This window comes from Corallococcus aberystwythensis (assembly GCF_003612165.1).
Classification (GTDB): Bacteria; Myxococcota; Myxococcia; order Myxococcales; family Myxococcaceae; genus Corallococcus; species Corallococcus aberystwythensis.
Window position 1 is genome coordinate 17,875 of record NZ_RAWK01000082.1, and the last position, 16,733, is coordinate 34,607.

13 protein-coding genes and 1 pseudogene are annotated in these 16,733 nt (G+C 63.4%); 3 read left to right on the forward strand and 11 right to left on the reverse strand.

Translation table 11 applies throughout. From position 1 onward, the window contains the following. Positions 1–83 precede the first annotated feature (83 nt). Positions 84–995: a LysR family transcriptional regulator gene (locus D7W81_RS15440; RefSeq protein WP_120556135.1), complete on the forward strand. Its 912-nt coding sequence runs from the start codon at positions 84–86 to the stop codon at positions 993–995. Between the two features lie 149 nt (positions 996–1,144). Here the strand turns inward: D7W81_RS15440 and D7W81_RS15445 are convergent, their stop codons facing one another. The 4 genes and pseudogenes from D7W81_RS15445 to D7W81_RS44395 all read right to left on the reverse strand — a co-directional run. Then, complete coding sequence (locus D7W81_RS15445; RefSeq protein ID WP_244227227.1) at positions 1,145–1,723, reverse strand: transposase; 579 nt, start codon at positions 1,721–1,723, stop codon at positions 1,145–1,147. Continuing rightward, positions 1,720–2,256: a helix-turn-helix domain-containing protein gene (locus D7W81_RS15450; RefSeq protein WP_120556137.1), complete on the reverse strand. Its 537-nt coding sequence runs from the start codon at positions 2,254–2,256 to the stop codon at positions 1,720–1,722. Before D7W81_RS15450 ends, D7W81_RS15445 begins: the two co-directional genes overlap by 4 nt. A 171-nt stretch (positions 2,257–2,427) precedes the next feature. Next, positions 2,428–6,246, reverse strand: a complete 3,819-nt coding sequence (locus D7W81_RS41980; RefSeq protein ID WP_244227228.1) for a tetratricopeptide repeat protein — start codon at positions 6,244–6,246, stop codon at positions 2,428–2,430. Between the two features lie 135 nt (positions 6,247–6,381). Continuing rightward, positions 6,382–7,104: pseudogene (locus D7W81_RS44395) on the reverse strand (SIR2 family protein); the annotation flags it as partial. An 871-nt stretch (positions 7,105–7,975) separates the two neighbouring features. Here D7W81_RS44395 and D7W81_RS15465 point away from each other — a divergent pair. Continuing rightward, complete coding sequence (locus D7W81_RS15465; protein ID WP_120556138.1) at positions 7,976–8,872, forward strand: helix-turn-helix domain-containing protein; 897 nt, start codon at positions 7,976–7,978, stop codon at positions 8,870–8,872. A 20-nt stretch (positions 8,873–8,892) separates the two neighbouring features. On the opposite strand, the gene D7W81_RS15470 is transcribed toward D7W81_RS15465, so the two are convergent. The 4 genes from D7W81_RS15470 to D7W81_RS15485 form a co-directional block, all read right to left on the reverse strand. Beyond that, a complete protein-coding gene (locus D7W81_RS15470; RefSeq protein WP_120556139.1) occupies positions 8,893–10,482 on the reverse strand; it encodes a methyl-accepting chemotaxis protein in 1,590 nt (529 codons plus the stop codon). Between the two features lie 18 nt (positions 10,483–10,500). Continuing rightward, entirely contained in the window at positions 10,501–10,938 is a 438-nt protein-coding gene (locus D7W81_RS15475; RefSeq protein WP_120556140.1) for a type 2 periplasmic-binding domain-containing protein, read from the reverse strand. A 23-nt stretch (positions 10,939–10,961) separates the two neighbouring features. Next, positions 10,962–12,041 (reverse strand): porin family protein, encoded by a 1,080-nt coding sequence (locus D7W81_RS15480; RefSeq protein WP_147445499.1) that lies wholly within the window; start codon positions 12,039–12,041, stop codon positions 10,962–10,964. 259 nt (positions 12,042–12,300) lie between these two features. Continuing rightward, entirely contained in the window at positions 12,301–12,753 is a 453-nt protein-coding gene (locus tag D7W81_RS15485; RefSeq protein ID WP_120556142.1) for a response regulator, read from the reverse strand. Positions 12,754–12,944: 191 nt separating this feature from the next. Between D7W81_RS15485 and D7W81_RS15490 the strand changes: the two genes are divergently transcribed. Next, on the forward strand, positions 12,945–13,565 hold the full coding sequence (locus D7W81_RS15490; protein WP_244227230.1) for an RNA polymerase sigma factor: 621 nt from the start codon (positions 12,945–12,947) through the stop codon (positions 13,563–13,565). Positions 13,566–13,596: 31 nt separating this feature from the next. Here the strand turns inward: D7W81_RS15490 and D7W81_RS42360 are convergent, their stop codons facing one another. From D7W81_RS42360 to D7W81_RS15500, 3 genes are all read right to left on the reverse strand, one after another. After that, entirely contained in the window at positions 13,597–13,737 is a 141-nt protein-coding gene (locus D7W81_RS42360) for a nuclear transport factor 2 family protein (protein ID WP_158621605.1), read from the reverse strand. A 35-nt stretch (positions 13,738–13,772) separates the two neighbouring features. Then, a complete protein-coding gene (locus D7W81_RS15495) occupies positions 13,773–14,339 on the reverse strand; it encodes a carboxymuconolactone decarboxylase family protein (protein ID WP_120556144.1) in 567 nt (188 codons plus the stop codon). 26 nt (positions 14,340–14,365) lie between these two features. Continuing rightward, on the reverse strand, positions 14,366–16,733 hold a 2,368-nt coding region (locus D7W81_RS15500), incomplete at its 5' end, for a WD40 repeat domain-containing protein (RefSeq protein ID WP_147445500.1).

Here is a 16,733-nt window from a genome sequence, read left to right on the forward strand (position 1 = left end):
CATGCTCCGTTGTGGATGCATTGACGATGCGCAGTCGCGAGGATAACCACCAGTTACATGTCGTCACCGCTGGAGTTACCGCCATGCAACTGGACTTGAACCTGCTGCTGGCCCTGGACGCGCTGCTCGAGGAGGGCAGTGTTGGCGGCGCGGCCAGACGGATGCACGTCACGTCGCCGGCCATGAGCCGCACGCTGGGCCGCATCCGGGACCTCACGGGCGACGCCATCTTCGTTCGCACGGGGCGCGACATGACGCCAACGCCATACGCGCTCGCCGTGCGCGAAGAGGTGCATGCCATCGTGCTGCGTGCCCAGGCGGTGCTCGCCCAGCGCGACGCGTTGGACCTGTCGCGGCTCGAGCGTGTCTTCACCCTTCAGTGTCACGACGCCATCGCCTCGGCCATCGGCGCGCCGCTGCTCGCGCGCATGCGCAAGGAAGCGCCGCGAGTCACCTTGCGGCTGCTGGCCGAGTCCGCGGCCGACACGAACGACCTGCGTCAGGGGAACGTGGACCTGGAGCTTGGCGCGGCCACGCCTTCACACCGCGACGTCAATCATCAGGTCGTCAGCCAGGACCGGCTCGTCGTGGCCCTGCGCGCGCGGCATCCCCTGGCGGGGCGCAAGCTCACCGTGCGCGCCTATGCCGGCGCGGAGCACGTCACCGTGTCCCGGCGCGGCCGGCTGCGAGACCCCGTGGACGAGGCGCTCGCCGCCCAGGGCCTCTCACGCCGGGTCGCCGCGGCCGTTCCCACGAGCGCCGCGGCGCTCCGCTTCGCCAGTGAGACCGACCTGCTGGTGGCCGTGCCGGAGAAGATGTGCGCCGCCGCGCTCAAGGCGCTGCACCTCAAGACCCTGCCAATGCCCGTGACCGTCCCGTCGCTGTCCATCGTGGCGGCATGGCACCGGCGGCACGAGCCCGACCGCGCGCATGGTTGGCTGCGTCAGCAGGTTCAGGCCGTGCTCACGGAGCTCACGGCCGCCGGGCCACGCTGACGCAGTTCCTCGTTCCCCCAGGCAGGTACGAAGGATGTGAGCGCAGGCCTTGAGGCAGCGGCCCGGAACAAGAGGATAAAGGAGAGGACGCTGCGATTGGACTTTCGCGGAACGGCTGAGGAGGACATTCGACTTCGCCCCCGTCTCATTCACGCCTCGGCTGATTGAGTCGGGTTCCAGGGAGAGCCGAGGAGACTGAGCACTGCTTGGGGCCGGGCACGGTAGTAGCCGAGCCCCAAGCGCAGCGCGTGCTGCAGTTCGGTCATCTCGTCAAAGAGGACGTTGTGCGTGGCGCGCTGGCGCAGGGGCCGCCACAGCCGCTCAATGGGCTGAAGCTGCGGGCTGTAGGGTGGGAGTCGGTACAGCGTCAGATGGGGGTAGCGCCGCAGCGCCCAATCCACCGGGCGGCCGCGGTGCCAGGGCGCGTTGTCGATGACGAGGATGACTTCGCGGTTCTGCGCAGCCGGGTAGGCCCGTGCGACGTCGAGCAGGTGGTGGGCAAAGGCCACCTGCATGCGCTTCGTCTTGGACAGCCCGTCCTTGCGGCGAGTGCGGGTGCGGCTGCCATACAGACGGCTCGTCACCGCGCCGGTGGTGACGTTGGCCGAGGCAAAGGTGTGCACCACGTCCTTGCAGTCGCGGGTGCCGATGACGGGGCGCTCGCCCTTGAGGCCCAGGGTGGCCGTCAGCGTGGGCACCATGGGAAATCTCGCTTCGTCCTGGCTCAAGAGGGCAATGTCGCCTGCTTGCGCCTGGAGTTTTTTTCGCTCAACTCCTGCCGGGCCTGCTGTTGGCGAGCCGGGTCTGCCCGCAGGAAGCGGTAGGTGGGCCGGTAGAGCCGGACTCCGTGGCGGCGACAGAAGTCGCCCATGGCGGTCTCGCGCACACGGATGCCTGTCTTCAGCTGGAGGAAGTCGGCCAGGGCCACGTGCGTCCAATTGGCGCGCTTGAGGCCACAGGCCCGGGGCCCCTGACGTATCCAATCCAGAATGGTGGGCCCCAGTTCCTCTGGGATGAGGGGCGTCTTGCCCGGCGCCCACTGAATCCTCAGCCCTTCCAGTCCCCCAGCTCGGTAGCGGGCCACAAAGCGCTGGATGTTGCGCGTCGTGGTCCCCAGGTCTTCGGCAATCTGCTGCTGAGGACGGCTCCGGGCGGTCATCAGCACCGCCTGGCACCTGTCGCGCAATCGGCGGTCCTCCGTCGTTCGGAAGCACGCTTCCAGCTCGCTCCTCTGCTCCTCACTCAGCTCCAGCCGGCTCATACAGATTCAACCCGCGACCACCGACGGATTCATCCGAGCCGTGAATCAGCAAGGCGACTCAAACCCGACCCATGTGCATTTGGCACTGAGGCTACACCGCCGTTTCCAGCTAAACGCTCCCGCCTCTATCCCAGATAGACACGATCCAAGCACAACTAAAATAAATCCCTGTCAAATGTCTGGCGGATAGTTCAATTTAGCCTGCTCAAAGAAATCCAATGTGGATTGATCGATAGTGCCACCAATGCCCAACTCCGCAAGCCTACCTCCAAGCTCACGGCAGCATTCATGAATCTTCGGAAATAGTCTTTCCATATACTGACCATCCTGGCCATGGCGAAGGACAATCCGGTCGAACGGCAATACACTTTCTTTGCCATCGTCATGCGCAAAAACCACTTGCTTCGCTCCAGAAGGCTGGTCGATTCGCACCACTCTGCCTTCGACCAGAGAGACGCGAGATGACTTAATAAGCATTAGTGCAATCAATCTGTTGATGATGGCCGAATTGAGGGTGAAGACTGATGGGCCATGGTAATTTAAAAAAACTTCAGTGTGGCTTTGAGGTAGCTGGGTAATCAACTGAAGCGTTTCTTGTGAGAACTCTAGCGCCGAGTACTTGCTGTAGAGATATGTTGGAGTTCCCACCGAGCGTTGCTGTTCGGTCCGTGTTTGTAGGTCGATTTTTGCAATCTCTTGGGCCAATCGGTATGCATGAGGGGACCCTGCTATCATTTCGAGCATCAAATCATGCTTGAAGTCCGCAATGCAGGCTCGAGCGAGATCGATTAGCCCACCATCTCCCGTACCCGAAATCAAAACTCGCTGTTTGGTGCCTCGCGTCCCAGTAATATGAGAAAGACCATCAGGAACCCAGTAAGAGAAGGTGTTGTCGCCTGGAATACGTGTGCTGCTACCCTGAGGGGCACCATCCTCCTCAAATCCGACTGCTATGATAGTTGCGTGGTATTCTTCGTTTACCAGTGCGCCCATTGGCCCTGTTGCCCGCAGCCGAACTAGCGGATCTCCAGGTTTACCCGCGATTTGCTCAAGATAGGTGACGGTATGGCTGAGCCGCAGTTCACAGCTAAGTAGGTGCTTCCATTTTTCAAATTCTTGAATTAATTGCTTGGTTACGGCGTCTGCGGTTCCGGCCGTCCAATCCAGCAGCGGCAGGCCAGCTTGGTCCTTGCGACTATTGTCTGCAGGCCAGTCGTAAATATGTGGATGAAGGTACCTGTGCGCGGCAGGTCGCTGGCGCGGAAGCAACACAGGCGCTGTCTCATACAACGTCACCTGAGCACCCGCGCATGCAGCAGCGATGGCGCAAGTCATGCCCGCCGCTCCTCCTCCGACGACAGCGACCTTGGCTCCTTTATTGAGGACGCCAGTATTAAAAAGACATCTGGTCAATGTGAGGGCGCGAACTTGCTGATTGTATAGCGTAATTCTTCGATCGTAGCTGCCAATGACATATAGGCCGCGCCAGGCCTTGGGTGACATAGCAGTCACAATATCATTTGGTCGCCATTGGACTTGCGAAGCCCCCGATAGGTGCGACTTTCCCGACCCCGATGGAGAGACGTCGGCAGGAAAAGGGTTCTTGGGAGACTCATGCGAATACTCAGGCGTTGCGAGAACGTTTTCCTGTGGCACGTTCTTTGCGGACGGCTTAGTGCCTGTATTGTCAGCGGGCTCACGCTTGGGACCTTGCTGAAACCCGGGCGCGCCTGTCGCACTTGTACGTGGCGATTCGAGACGAAGGCACACTGCTGTCGGACCCGCGAGGCTAAAGCCAATTTCAAACGTCACTCTAGTGTTTGAACCTAGTTGCCGCCAATTGAATCCGGGACTATCTGAAGCGCGCGCGACCAAAACGTCTCCGAACTGATCCCGACGGATCTTGGCAGACGATGCTTCTGAGCGAACAATGGCTCCCGACAATCTCAATATGACCCCGTCTACCCCAGTCAACTTTGCACGAATAGCTCTGCGTTGTGCAGCTGCAGTGCCACGAAGTTGGCGGAACAGCGAGTATGAAGCGTTTATGTCGCCATTAAGGTATAGCTGTCTCGCATACCAAAACTGAGCTTCATGTCGACTGTCGCCCGCAGTAAAGGATTGCCGGAGATGATATGTCACACTCGCAGACTCATCAGACTCTGAGGCAAGGAGAATTCTCGCCAACGAAAAATGAATATCCTTGTCCAGAGGATTTGACTCAAGCCCCTCCTTCAATACTTTAACCGCCGCAGTACGGTCCTCCTGGCGCTCCAAGGTTTTGGCCAGTGTAAGGGCAAGGTATGTGCTGCGCTTATTGGCTTGAAATGCTTTCTTAAGGGCCGCAAGAGCTCGCGGGCTTTCCCCCATGGCAGCCAGAAACTTAGCCTCGGCGTCTAAGATGTAAGAGTCATTAGGGAATGACTGATGTGCCTCTGAGATCATTCGCTCCAATTCTTTAATCTTGCGCTCAAGCGCCGGGGGGTCTGCGTCCTCAAACCCCTCCTTGAGTTCATCAATATTAATTTTCAATAACGTGTGAGTGTCGACCGAAGTCCCGGGACCATGGTTTCTTCCTTCTGCGATAATCCGCTTTGACTCCTGACGAAATCTCGTGCGCTCGATGCGATTGTCTGATGCTTCCGCTCGCTTCAGACTGAGTTCTGCCAATGAGTGACTTATACTTCTGTTCCACGGCGCCAAATCCTTCGCATGTCTAAGCAGCCTTGCCGCAACATCAAGGTGCCCTTCCCCGCAGTTCATTTCAAATATTGCCTCTTGTTGATAGAGGAATGCCTCTTTGGGGCAACGTGCATGCGCAGTCGCATATATTTGCCTTATCATGCTTAGGTCGGAGAACAATTTAACCAGTTCGCGAGCAGCAGTCAGTCCGCGCATCGCGTCGCGATCTGTGATATAGTCAATGTCTAGAGCCCCGAGAATTCGAACGTATTCGTCGAACCGCTCTTGTGAGTTGTCAAGGACTCGCTCAAAGACAATTTCCGCAATAAGAGGATGACGAGTGTGGTACTCGTAATCCTGGATTCGAGCGCTCTTTTCTGGGAATACAATATACTTTAGTGGCTTGAAAAGCCTCTCGGCGAATTCGTGGTATGGGATTCCGTGAACGCGAGATATTAAGCCTGCGCGAGCTGGAACATTGAGTCGATGTAGGATGCAGGTTGTTATGTAGAGCGACTGAGCATTGCTGTTTTCGATGGATTTGAATTCATCTAGAACAATATCTGAAAGCGGTTTCCCTAGGGTTGCCTCAAGAAGCGCAACTAGCAATTGGCGCCCGGACTTCTTTGCTAGCGACTCACGCTGTTGAGTGCGTTCAAGGCCGCCAAGGCTTCCAATGGAGTCATGCGCCTCGAGGAGCGCAATAAGGTCGTCGAGTTCCTTGGAGTCAAGGTAGGGAACCTCGAAGTCGCCGCTTAGTAAAGTTCCAAGGCGGTCAGATAGAACACTCCATGTGTGACTTCTTTCAGTCCCAATAATAGTAATTGCAACGCCTTCCGCACGAGCGCGCTGCAGAACAGTTTCCACATGGGAAATACAGTCGGCCACGCGGTCGACAAACAGGAAAACACGTTCTTTGCAGGCGGAAAACAGTTCCTGGAGTGGTTCAAATTGAGGCGCCGCAGATGAACGAAGAAACAGACATAGCTTGTTGTACTCTTTGGCGGCATCCCAAGCGAGTCTTCTGAGTAGCACGGATTTTCCGGAGCCCGCGTGCCCTGAAATCAAATAGAACTTTTGCCTATCAGTAGACTCGTCTTCTTCGTCGAAGAAGGCTTCCGACGCTATGTCGTCGGCAATAGTTCTCCGAACGTCAAGGCTACTTTCAATGGGCCCCCAGTCAGCGGAGTAGCCTTTGTAAAAAGCCTTGGGGTCGCAGTTTCCGCCTGCGAATGTTTCGTGAATGAACTCAACGTCGTTTTCCAAAAAAGCCGTAAGACTTGAGCTGGGGGTGTATCGTCCTTGCACACGGAATCGTCGAGTTAGCGGTGTTGCGTCGGGCGTTGCCAGCGATGCTAGCTTGCGAAAAGCCGGTGATACGCTTTGATCGAGTGCAGTTAGGCACTCTAGTAGTGAGCCTTTCAGACATATTATGTTTTTTGACCCCCACATGCGCTCATCTGCAGACGAAAATTCTTCGAGCACGAGATATGATCGGGGCCTTGGATGAGGGAGATTGGCTAGGAAAACAAGCGTCGCTCGTAAGTCTGGGTCGCTAGGTGAGCGACCGACTAGCAGTATTGGGTATTCATAGGCCAAAGACTCCAGTCGCTCAAAAAGATGAATCCGATTGCGTTTGTGTGTCGAGTATTGCTCTGGCGTAACTATTAGCGGGAGTTCAGGATTGCGGGTGCTTGTAACGCAGCCGTGCAGCTTAAGGAGCATTACCGCATCGCTCGCTCCAAGTCCCTTTTCCACCGACTGTCCATTTCGTATAAATGGTACACAGCGCTGGACCTTGTCGGCCACGCGGTCATAGGCTCGTTCTACTCCAACGTGAATGCATGTGGTTGCTATCGCGGCCCAATGCAATCTCGGCAGGAGCAGATGCGCCGGGTCTGGCTCTAGATCTTTGTAGGGGGTAGCGAGAACCTCTTGCACCATAGGCAAGCCTGATTCGGAGGCGGCAAGATCGATGATTTCATCCAGCGGACGGTTCACGAAAGACGGATCGAGGAAGTTACTGGCAATTAATCGCGACAAGTCGGCTAGACTTGGAGCCTGCAGTCCTTGAGGCGTACGGAGTGCCAGTTCAGTGGCGGCAGACAAGAAGAGCACTACGCGCCCTGTCTGTGCGTGACTTGTGAGTGTTTTGGGGAGTTCCATTGTTGTGGACCTACCTGTGAATTAGATTGTTGTGCGCTATTTAGAGCGTGCGCTGCATTTCTGCGGGACGCCGGCTCTTGCGGAGAATGCCTGCTTCAGATGGGGCAGCCCTAGCAGCATGCCAAGTAGCCCCATTTCTAGAGGCCCATTGATGCAACATGAATCGGACCAAGTGATGACGATGAGCGTCAAGATACGAGCGCAGGAACGACATCCACTTCGGCTTCCTGGTCCCCGGTTGTTGCGTCATACGCCTAAGCCGAGTCTGCCTGACCTTTACTAAGGCCTGTTGCCTTATAGCTAAGATAAAAAATCCTTGCTGCACCCGGTATTAAGCTTCATGGGGACGGCCTAGTGGTGTCGCCATCGACTCCAGGCCATGCCGTGCGTAAGCACCTGGGCTTGCCCACTGCATGTGCGAGGTGGGCCTCGGCACAAGGGCCACCCAGGCCGGGGGCGGCGGCTCAAGACCGCCAAGAGGTCCAGGTCCCTGCCACGCACCTGATGGGAGCGAGGTCTGGGGAGGCGTGGACTCCAAAGAGGCTCAGACGGCCTGTCCATCGGCCGGGAGCATCGCTCGGGCGGCGCCGTCAGTAGCCTTCTTCGAACCCTCTGCACCTTCCCTCCCTCTCAACAGGGCCCCGATCCCTCTTATGCGTTGCCTTCGTCGGGTACCTGGAGATCACTGGTGCCCGGTGTCCCTCCTTCCGGACGTCCAAAGTATAGCAGGACCATCAGTCTCGTGAGGCAAAAGCCCAACGCGCTCATGGTCAAGGGCCGGCCCGGGAGCACCGGGCCTCTATGCTTGACCGTCTCGCTGAAGAGCAGGAAATCGATTCCGAGGTCGAATCCGAAGATGTACTCGTAAACGGTGCACCGCTGCCGAGAGCGGTGGCGTCAGCACGGCCTGAAGGGCTTGGCTGATGCGCCTCGTCCGCGCCGGCCTCCTCGCGTCACCGCGGAGTACCTGCGGCTGCTGATGCAGCCGGTGGAGGCGGACCCTCGCCATCTGGGCTTCGCCTTCGCACACTGGACCTGTGGGCGGCTGGCCGCCTACCTCAAGGCGCGCACCGGGGTGGAGGTGAGCGCATGGTGGGTGGGCGAGTTGCTGCGATGCCATGGCTTCGCCTGGAGGCGGGCAAAGCTCACCAGCCGGCACCTGGCAGACGAGGAGGAAAAAAGCGCGCGCCCAAAGGCGCCTCAACTCCCTGCGGAAAATGGCTCTGAATCCCGGAGCGGACTTCGAGCTGTGGTGCGCCGACGGCGTCCGCTTCGACCTGCTGCCCGTCACGCGCTCCATGTGGAAGAGGAAGGGCAGCCGCCTGTGGCTACCCACTCCGGGCAAGAACGTGCGGGTAGGCGTGGTGGGCGCACTTCGCTACCCGGACCAGCACTTCCTCTTCACGCACCAGCCGGACCGAGTCACCTCGAGCCTCTTCCCACCGCTGCTCGAGAAGCTGGTAGCGCACGCCAGGCGCACGGCAGACGAATCGTGCTCGTTCTCGACAACGGGAACACCTTCACAGCCTGCCGCGCCCAGGCCGCCCTTGAGCAAGCTGCGCCGTGGGTGCGCCCCTTCTGGCTACCGAGGTACACGTCAGAGACCCTCAACTGGATTGAGGGCTACTGGGAGCACCTGAAGGACATCTACTTCAGCCAGATGCTCACCGAGGAGCGCGAAGCCTTCTACCCGGACGCCATCCGGTTGCTGCACCGGTTGCAGCAGACCGGACGGCTTCAGGCTCTCGCGCCTTGCACTACCCTCTGACAGGACTTACCCCGGGTGGCTTAGACGCGGAAGCCGCTCACGACGCCCTGGATGCCCAGGAAGGCGACCTCCAGCCGCTGGATGGCGGACTCCACGTCCTCGTTGGCCTGCACGCTGTCCTTCATCATCCGCGAGAAGTCCGTCACCACCGCCGTCATCTGCACGATGCCCGCGTTCTGCTGGGTGAAGGAGCTCACGATGTCCTGGGCCGCGCTGCTGCTGTCCCGCACGGCCTCCGTCAGCTCCTGGAGGCTCTCCCCGGACGAGAGCGCCTCGCTGATGCCCTCCGCCATCTTCTGGTGGGTGCTCTCCACGGATGCGGTGACGGCGCTCACCGAGGTGCTCATCTCCGACAGCAGGCCGCTGATGCTCTGCGCGCCGCGCTGGGACTGCTGGGACAGCGACCGCATCTCCCGGGCCACCACCGCGAAGCTGCGCCCATGCTCGCCCGAGCGCGCCGCTTCGATGGCCGCGTTGATGGCCAGCACGTTGGATTGATCCGACAGGCCCTTCACCGTCTGCAGGATGGCGGACGCCTTGCGCGAGCCCTCCGTGAGCCGCGCGATGGCCGGCATCAGCTCGCCCACCTGGGCGCGCAGGTGCCCCAGCGCCTCGCCGCTCTGCCTCAGGCGCGCCTGACCTGTCAGGCTGGTCTCCTCCGCGCGCTTCGCGACCTGAAGCACCGTGTTGGCCTGCCGCGAGGCGTCCAGCGACCGCTCCTGGATGTCCCGCATCGCCATGCTCGCCTCCTCGATGCTCGATGACTGGAGCGCCAGCTGCTGGGACTGCTCGCGGCTGATGTGCGTCAGCCCCTCGACGCTGCCCGCCAGCTCCTTCAGCGTCTCCTGGAGGGTGACGGGAATCGTGCGCAGGCGCTGCACCAGGTGGTTGATGCTCTGGGCCAGCAGGCCAATCTCATCCTTGGACTGGATGTGGATGACCTGGGTGAGGTCTCCCTCGGTGGCGATGCGCGAGGCGACCTGCGTGAGGCGCAGGAGGGGCTGGGCCACCTGCGCCACCAGCCACACCGACAGCGACGCGAGCACGCCCAGCAGGATGAGCCCCAGCAGGACCAAGCGCCGCTGGGAGCCGTCGTGCTCCTCCAGCATGAGGGCGAAGGAGGCCCCCATCTCCCGCTGATCCTCCTCGGTGGCGCGCGTCAGCGCGTCCCGCACCCGGTTGTAGCGCGCGGCCATCTCCGGGAGCCGGGCGGCGGCCTGGGCGTCCTTGTTGATCATCCGCTCGCTCGTGTCGCGGGCGAAGGCCATGTAGTCGCGCAGCTGCGCCTCCAACGCGTCCAGGCGCCCGGGGGCGATGGCGGGGTTGGTGCGCCCCTCGGCGAGCCGCTGGAGGAAGTGCTTCGCGATGGCGTCCGACTCGGCCAGCTGCTCCAGGTCCTCCGCCGCCACCGCGTCCTGGAGGCCCCGCTGCAGCTGTTGCAGGAGCACGTCCAGGTCCCGGCTGAGCAGCACCGCGGGGACATAGCCCTTCTCGATGCGCTCCAGGTGCCCCCGGGTGCTGCGCCCGAGCAGCTCCGAGAGCCCGATGATGGCCACCAGGAAGAGGGCCGCGAGGACGGGGAGCAGCAGGACCTTGTGCTTGAATCGCATGGCGCCGGGCTCGCTCTTTCAGTCCAGGATGGTGATGACCTTCACCCCAGGGGTAGGGGTGCCCGCGGGCACATAGCCCACGGCGCCAGGGTTGGCGCGCACGAAGGCGAGGACCTCGTTCTCGGACGGCAGCTCGGGGGGCGGCACGTCGCGGCCGGAGAAGATGCGCTGCTGCCAGAACGCCCGGACGGCGGGCAGCGAGCGCTTCATCACCTCGTCGCAGAAGGCGGCGCGCACCGGCGAGCTGTCATTCAGGTCCACCGGCATCGCCGTGGTGCCCGAGTCCCACTGGGTGCTCTTCTTGAAGAAGAGCTGCGACAGCCGCGCGCGGCTCAGCTCCATCACCGGGTTGGAGGGATGGACCACGACCTTGTAGGTCGCCGACGGGGCGCCCTGCGCCGGTCCGGCGAAGAGCCCGAGGAACCCACACAGCAGGAGCAGGGAAAGCGTTCTCATGGCGTCTCCAAAGGGGGCGGGGCCTAGAAGCTGAACTGCGTGCCCAGGGACACGAGCCGCGTGTGGTGCTTCGGGTGGAGGAGGGCCGCCAGGTCGTCGGTGGGCTCGGGCATGGCGAAGCGGTTGCCGATGACGTTGTGGAACGACACCTTGAAGACGAGGTGGGGGTCGAACCAGTAGTTCAGCCCCACGGCGACCTCGCGGTGGCGCAGGTACGAAATCGCTCCGGCGGACACGGTGTTGGGCACCCAGGTGCGCGAGCCTTCCACGCGTCCGGCCACCTGCCAGTGCGGGGTGACGAAGTACGCCGCCTCCAGGTAGCCCGTACGCGCCTGGGTCTCCTCGGCGAACAGGTTGAAGAACTCGGCCCGCAGCCACAGCGACTCGCCCAGGTACTCGGCGCCCACGCCCAACACGCCCAGCACGTCGTGCTCGCCTTGCACCTTCTCCTCCGGGTTCCGGGACACGAACCCGGATGTGGTGAAGCGCAGCCCTTCCAGCGGCGCCCACAGCGCCAGCCGCCCGCCAGCCATCTGCGATTCAATGACACACAGCCCGCCCTCCGCGTCGTCACAGTCCTGGGTGAGGGGGTCCTTCTGGTCGAGGAAGCCCCCGTAGGCGTCGTACTCCACCATCCACTCGCCCGGCAGGTTGATGCGGCCGGTGAGCCCCAGGCCGTTGTAGTTCTCCACGCCAATCGACGTGGGGCCGTACGTCCCCTGCGGCAGGGCGTTGAAGGGCTGCAGCGTGCCCACGTCGTAGATCTCCGAGTAGAGCGCGAGGGGGAGCTGGTTGCGGCCCACGCGCAGGCGGAGCTTGTCGGAGAAGGCGTACTCCGCGAAGGCGTAGTCCACCTCCAGCTCCAGCGCCTGACCGTGCTCCTTCTCGAAGGAGAACTGCGTGTTGACGACGAGGCGCTCCATGGGGAGGGCCCGGAACAGCAGCGTGCTGCCCACGTCATGCAGTCCCAGATCATCGTCGCCGCTCAGGTAGACGTTCTCCCAGGTCCTGCCGGTGCTCAGGTGCCCATATCCGTGGATGAAGAACTTCCCATCCGCCAGGGACATGCCTGACGCGGTGCCGGATAGCAGGAGGACTCCCATACACAGGGAAAGCCATCGCAGATGAAACATGGAAGTGCCTTTCAACGACGGGGGCCGCCGCCGCCGACTCGACCGGGGGTCCTGGCTGAGTGGATTGTAGCTGTATAAGAAAATTGAACCTCCTTGTCCAGGGGAGGGGAGGAGTGATCCGCGTGCCGCCAGCCCCGGAATCACCGCTGTTGTTTGGGTGGTGAAACAGATGTCTGTCTATTCGGGTTGTCCGCTTGAGCCGTGAAACGCGGGGCCCGCCAGGGCGGCTTCAAGCCGGAAAGGCGCACCCACGCGGTCCCCGGGCCCCACAGTCCGGAGGCCCGAGAAACAGGCGGCCAGCCGAAGGGGGGCCGGCCTGCCGCGACCTCCGCCGCGCGGTTTCCAACGTCCGCGTCACCACCTCCTCGAACCGTTCCAGATCGCCGGACTTGGGGAGGAAGGCCACGACACCGGGCGCGTGGGGATCGTCGGAGGAGCTGTGCATGATGATGGGGAGGCCCCGGAGCTCCTGCACCTGGATGAGCGCGCTACACAACGCCACGCCGTCCATGCGCGGCATCATCCTGTCCGTCACCACCAGATCCGGATGCCGCCGCCGGGCCACCTCCAGGGCCTGCAGGCCGTCGCCCGCTCGAAGGACGTCGTGGCCCATCGACTCGAGGATGTCGGAATAGAGATCGAGGAGTTCGACTTCATCGTCAACGAGGAGAATGGTGCTCATGGCGGGGTCTTCCTTTCGCGAGGTGATGGCCCGAACTAAATTCCATCCCTCTCTCAGTAGACCCCCGACGCCCGCGTTGTGATGGCCGGCGAGCCGCGGGTTCAAGGCGGTCCCGGGGCGCGTCACAACGGCGCGCTCGGCACTCCATCTCCATCTTCTTGAGAAGGATTGAGAGAAGAAGGAGACCTCGCGTGCAAATCGATGAAAGAAAACAATGGGAAGACGACCTGCAGGCGCTCTGCGCCCGGGGTGAGTACAACCGCGCCGTCGAACAAGCGATGATCGCCTACGGGCCAGAGCTCCGCCGGCTCATGAGCGCCATCCTTCGGGACGAGACCCAGGCCCAGGAGGCCTTCAGCCTCTTCGCTGAGTGCCTCCTGAAGGGTCTGCCGGAGTTCCGGTGGGAGAGCTCCTTCCGGACCTGGTCGCAGCGCATCGCGCGCAACGTCTGCTTCAAGCTGCTGAACGCGCCCGCCGCGCGGCACCGGCACGTCAGCCTGTCCGCCATCTCCGCCATCTCCGCCATCTCCGCGCCTCGGCGCTCCACCACGAGCCCCTGGCGGCGCAGCACCGTCAAGGACCGCTTCCGCGCGCTTTGCCAGCGGCTGGACCCCGAGCAGCAGAAGCTGTTGATGCTCCGGGTGGATCAGAAGCTCCCCTGGCCGGAGGTGGTGCGCGCGATGTCGGACTCCAACGAGTCGATGACGGCCGAGGAGCAGGCCCGCAGGGCGGCGGCGCTGCGCCAGCAGTTCCAGCGGCTCAAGGCCCAGCTGCGCACCCTGGCCATCGAGGAAGGGCTCATCGCTCTCTAGGACACTCGCGCCTGACAGGAGGCCCCGTCACTCACACCCCCTGGTTGCCTTGGGTGAGGAGGTCTTCGATGTGACCGGGAAACGGCTCCTCCTTGAGGAGCCGCTCGGCGAAGAGCGCCAGCCAGCCATCCCCGTCCCCCGCATTGATGCACTCGTAATACCGGTCGAACACTTCACGGACGCGCAGGTCTTCTCCTTGCCGGGAGCTCAGGGGAACAGCGCCTTCAGCTCGCCCAGGACGACCTGCGGCTCCAGCGCCTCGTCCGACTTCGCCGAGTTCGCGAGCTCCTGCAGCTTGTTCAGCACCGCGCTGAACGTCTCGAGCGACGAGGTCAGGGTGTCGATGCCGCTGTAGAAGCTGACGAACAGCAGCCGGTGGGCGATCTCCGCGGGAGACAGGCCCACCATCAGGCCCCAGTAGAGATGGAGCGCCAGGTGCAGCCGCCGGTTACCCATGCGGGCCGCCAGCAAGGCGATGACGATCTGCTCGCGGTCCCGGGCGAACTGGGCGAACTCCTGGACCTGGGCGAACTTCCGGGAGGTGTAGAACTCGCTCATCATCTCCTTGAGGAGATCGCTGGACTGGGAATACATGTCCTGGATGATGCCCCGCGAGAGCTTCGCCAACGGGTCCGACGGCTTGTTGTTGTAGCGGATCCGGAGCCGCTTGAGCGCGTCCGGGGAGAGGAGGTTCGAAACCTCCTGGGGCTGCGTGTCGGGCGTGAGCGGGAAGGTTGCGGCCGGGGGCTGCTGCACGAACTGTCCTGGTTCCATGTCGTCTCCTTGGATTCACTGCGGATTCACTGCACGTGATGACTCTCGGTGGAGGGGCTGCTGCCGGACGGGTATCCCCTCCACCAGGAGCCGGGGTCTGCTTCACCGGCATCGGGTGGGTGCGCTGCCATCGCTGGCTCTGGCATTGCCGGGCGTGGGGGGGCGCCTTCTTCGCGAACGCGCCGCGGGACCCGCCGGGAGGCCACCTGCGCCACCAGCGCCTCGAACTCAGCGGGGTGGCGGCGGATGCCCGCGCCGTCCGCCTCCATCGCCAGCAGCCACCGTTCATCGTGTGAAAAGGTGGCCCAGCGGAGCGCCGTGGGTTCCGTCTCCAGCACCGCCGAGATCACCCAGCGCCCATCGCTGCTTCCCTGGCGCCAGAGCAGGCCGCGGCCGCTCTCGTTCGCGGTGAAGAGGCACGAGCCGCTCCTGTTCCACACCAGGTGCTGGATGGGCCCCTTGTGCTCCTGGGGGCACGCCACCAGGTCGTAGCCGCGCGAGTCCCAGATCCCCACCAGCCCTCCGGCGTCCCCGGTGGCGAGGAACTGCCCATCCGGGCTCCAGGCGATGCGGCGGGCCGGGAACACCAGCCGCAGGCTCCACAGCAGCGTGTCCAGCGTGCAGCCGCTCCTGACGTCGTAGATGCGGGCCCAGCCGTCATCGCAGGCGGTGGCGAGCCGCAGGCCCGATGGGTTCCAGGCCAGGTCCTTCAGCGCGCCCCTCTCCTTGCCCGGGGAGCGTGTTGGGGCCTCGCTCGTGAGGTCCCAGAACCAGGGCCCCGGCTGGTCGCGCAGGACGAGTCCCAGGAACCTGCTTTCGGGATCCCACACCCACCGCATCAGGTCGCCGTCCACCTCCTTCCCGCGGGCCTTGAGCTCGCCGGAGTCCGTCCACAGCGAGAAGGTCCTGGGCCCGTCCTGGACCGCGACCTGCCTTCCATTGGGACTCCAGGCGGCCGCGAGCCCATGCCCCCTCGCGCTGGGGGCGGTGCGCAGGTCGTGGCCCTTCCACAGGCAAAGGGAACGGGACGAGGCATCCGGGATGGCCGCCAGACTCGGATCAGTGGGGCTGTAGAAGGCCCACGCGGTGTCAGGAGCGCCCGGCTTCAGCGGGAACTCCAGCGGGTAGTCCTGCCGGGGGATGGGAGAAGCCACCTTCATCAGGACCTGCTCCATCTCCTCCCAGGTCCCCCGGCGCTCGGGGCCGCCGCGCCTGTCGTCCCAGATGCGCGCCGTGGCATCCGAGCTCACGGTGACGAGCCGCATCCCGTCGGGACGCCACACCACCTGGTGGATGCTTCCGGCGTGGCCGGTGAGCGTCGCCAGCACCCGGCCGCTCTCCACGTCCCAGACCTGGGCGAGGTTGCCGCTCCAGGTCGCGAGGACGCCGCGCCGCCGGGGATTCCACGTGAGCCCTCCCGGCGAAGGGTCCTTCACGTGGAGGACATTCGAGAGAAGGCCCGAGTCCGCGTGCCAGAGGCGCACGGTCCCGGTGCTGGCCGCCGCGAGCCACTGTCCATCCGGGCTCCAGGCCAGGTGATCCACCGCGTCAGGCGTCTCCAGGTGCTGTTGCTTCAGCTCGGCTCCGGACCCGCGGAAGACGACGACCCCCTTCGCCCCTCCCGCGGCGAGCGCCGGCTCACGCGGGTGCCAGGCCACCGTCCGGACCCCCTCCACGGGGAACGTCTCCTGCCGGGTGACGGTGTACCGGGGCTCGCGCCGCGTCACGCGCCAGACGCCCACCTCGTCGAGCCCGGCGGTGGCGAAGCGCTCTCCACCGGGCGCCCAGGCGGCGTCCAGCACCTCGGCGCACCGGGGGGACTGCGCCGGCCCGGGGTCACCCACCGGGACCCGCGCTTCCCGCGCCACGCCGAGCACGGCGGCATGCCGCGCGGTGTCGCCCTGGCCGGCGCCGTCGTTGCCGTACGGCCCGAGCAGCAGCTCCCCGTCGGGCGAGAGCTGGAGGCCCCAGGGGTCGCGCGTCCCCGCCTTGTACGGGGGGCGCAGCAGGTGGGCCTCCATCTTGTCCACCGTCATCACCTGGACCCCGCCATCGTTGCCGCAGCAGGCCAGGTGGTTGCCCCGCGCGGCCCAGACCAGTGCCGTCACTCCGGGGGCGCTGCCGGTGGTGTCCTCCTGGATGAGCGTGGGCTTCGCGCCCGGCGACTGGAGTTTCCAGAGGTGGACCCGCCCCGCCATGTCTCCGGTGGCCAGGTGCCTGCCATCCGGGCTCCAGGCGGCGCAGAGGATGGCCGCGCGATTCGAGAGGACGCTCAGGCAGGTGCCGCGGCGCTCGAGCACCCCGCGCAGCACCTCGTCGAGCAGCGCCTGGAACTCCGGCGGGGGAGAGGGCCGCTTCCGCGTGGAGCCGTCGTCCGCGGGGGCAGGGCGGGTG

Bases quoted from the DNA above. Each gene is read 5' to 3' on its own strand.
- D7W81_RS15440 (WP_120556135.1), top strand. From the start codon at position 84: ATGCAACTGGACTTGAACCTGCTGCTGGCCCTGGACGCGCTGCTCGAG.
- D7W81_RS15450 (WP_120556137.1), bottom strand. From the start codon at position 2,256: ATGAGCCGGCTGGAGCTGAGTGAGGAGCAGAGGAGCGAGCTGGAAGCG.
- D7W81_RS15470 (WP_120556139.1), bottom strand. From the start codon at position 10,482: ATGCGATTCAAGCACAAGGTCCTGCTGCTCCCCGTCCTCGCGGCCCTC.
- D7W81_RS15475 (WP_120556140.1), bottom strand. From the start codon at position 10,938: ATGAGAACGCTTTCCCTGCTCCTGCTGTGTGGGTTCCTCGGGCTCTTC.
- D7W81_RS15480 (WP_147445499.1), bottom strand. From the start codon at position 12,041: ATGGGAGTCCTCCTGCTATCCGGCACCGCGTCAGGCATGTCCCTGGCG.
- D7W81_RS15485 (WP_120556142.1), bottom strand. From the start codon at position 12,753: ATGAGCACCATTCTCCTCGTTGACGATGAAGTCGAACTCCTCGATCTC.
- D7W81_RS15495 (WP_120556144.1), bottom strand. From the start codon at position 14,339: ATGGAACCAGGACAGTTCGTGCAGCAGCCCCCGGCCGCAACCTTCCCG.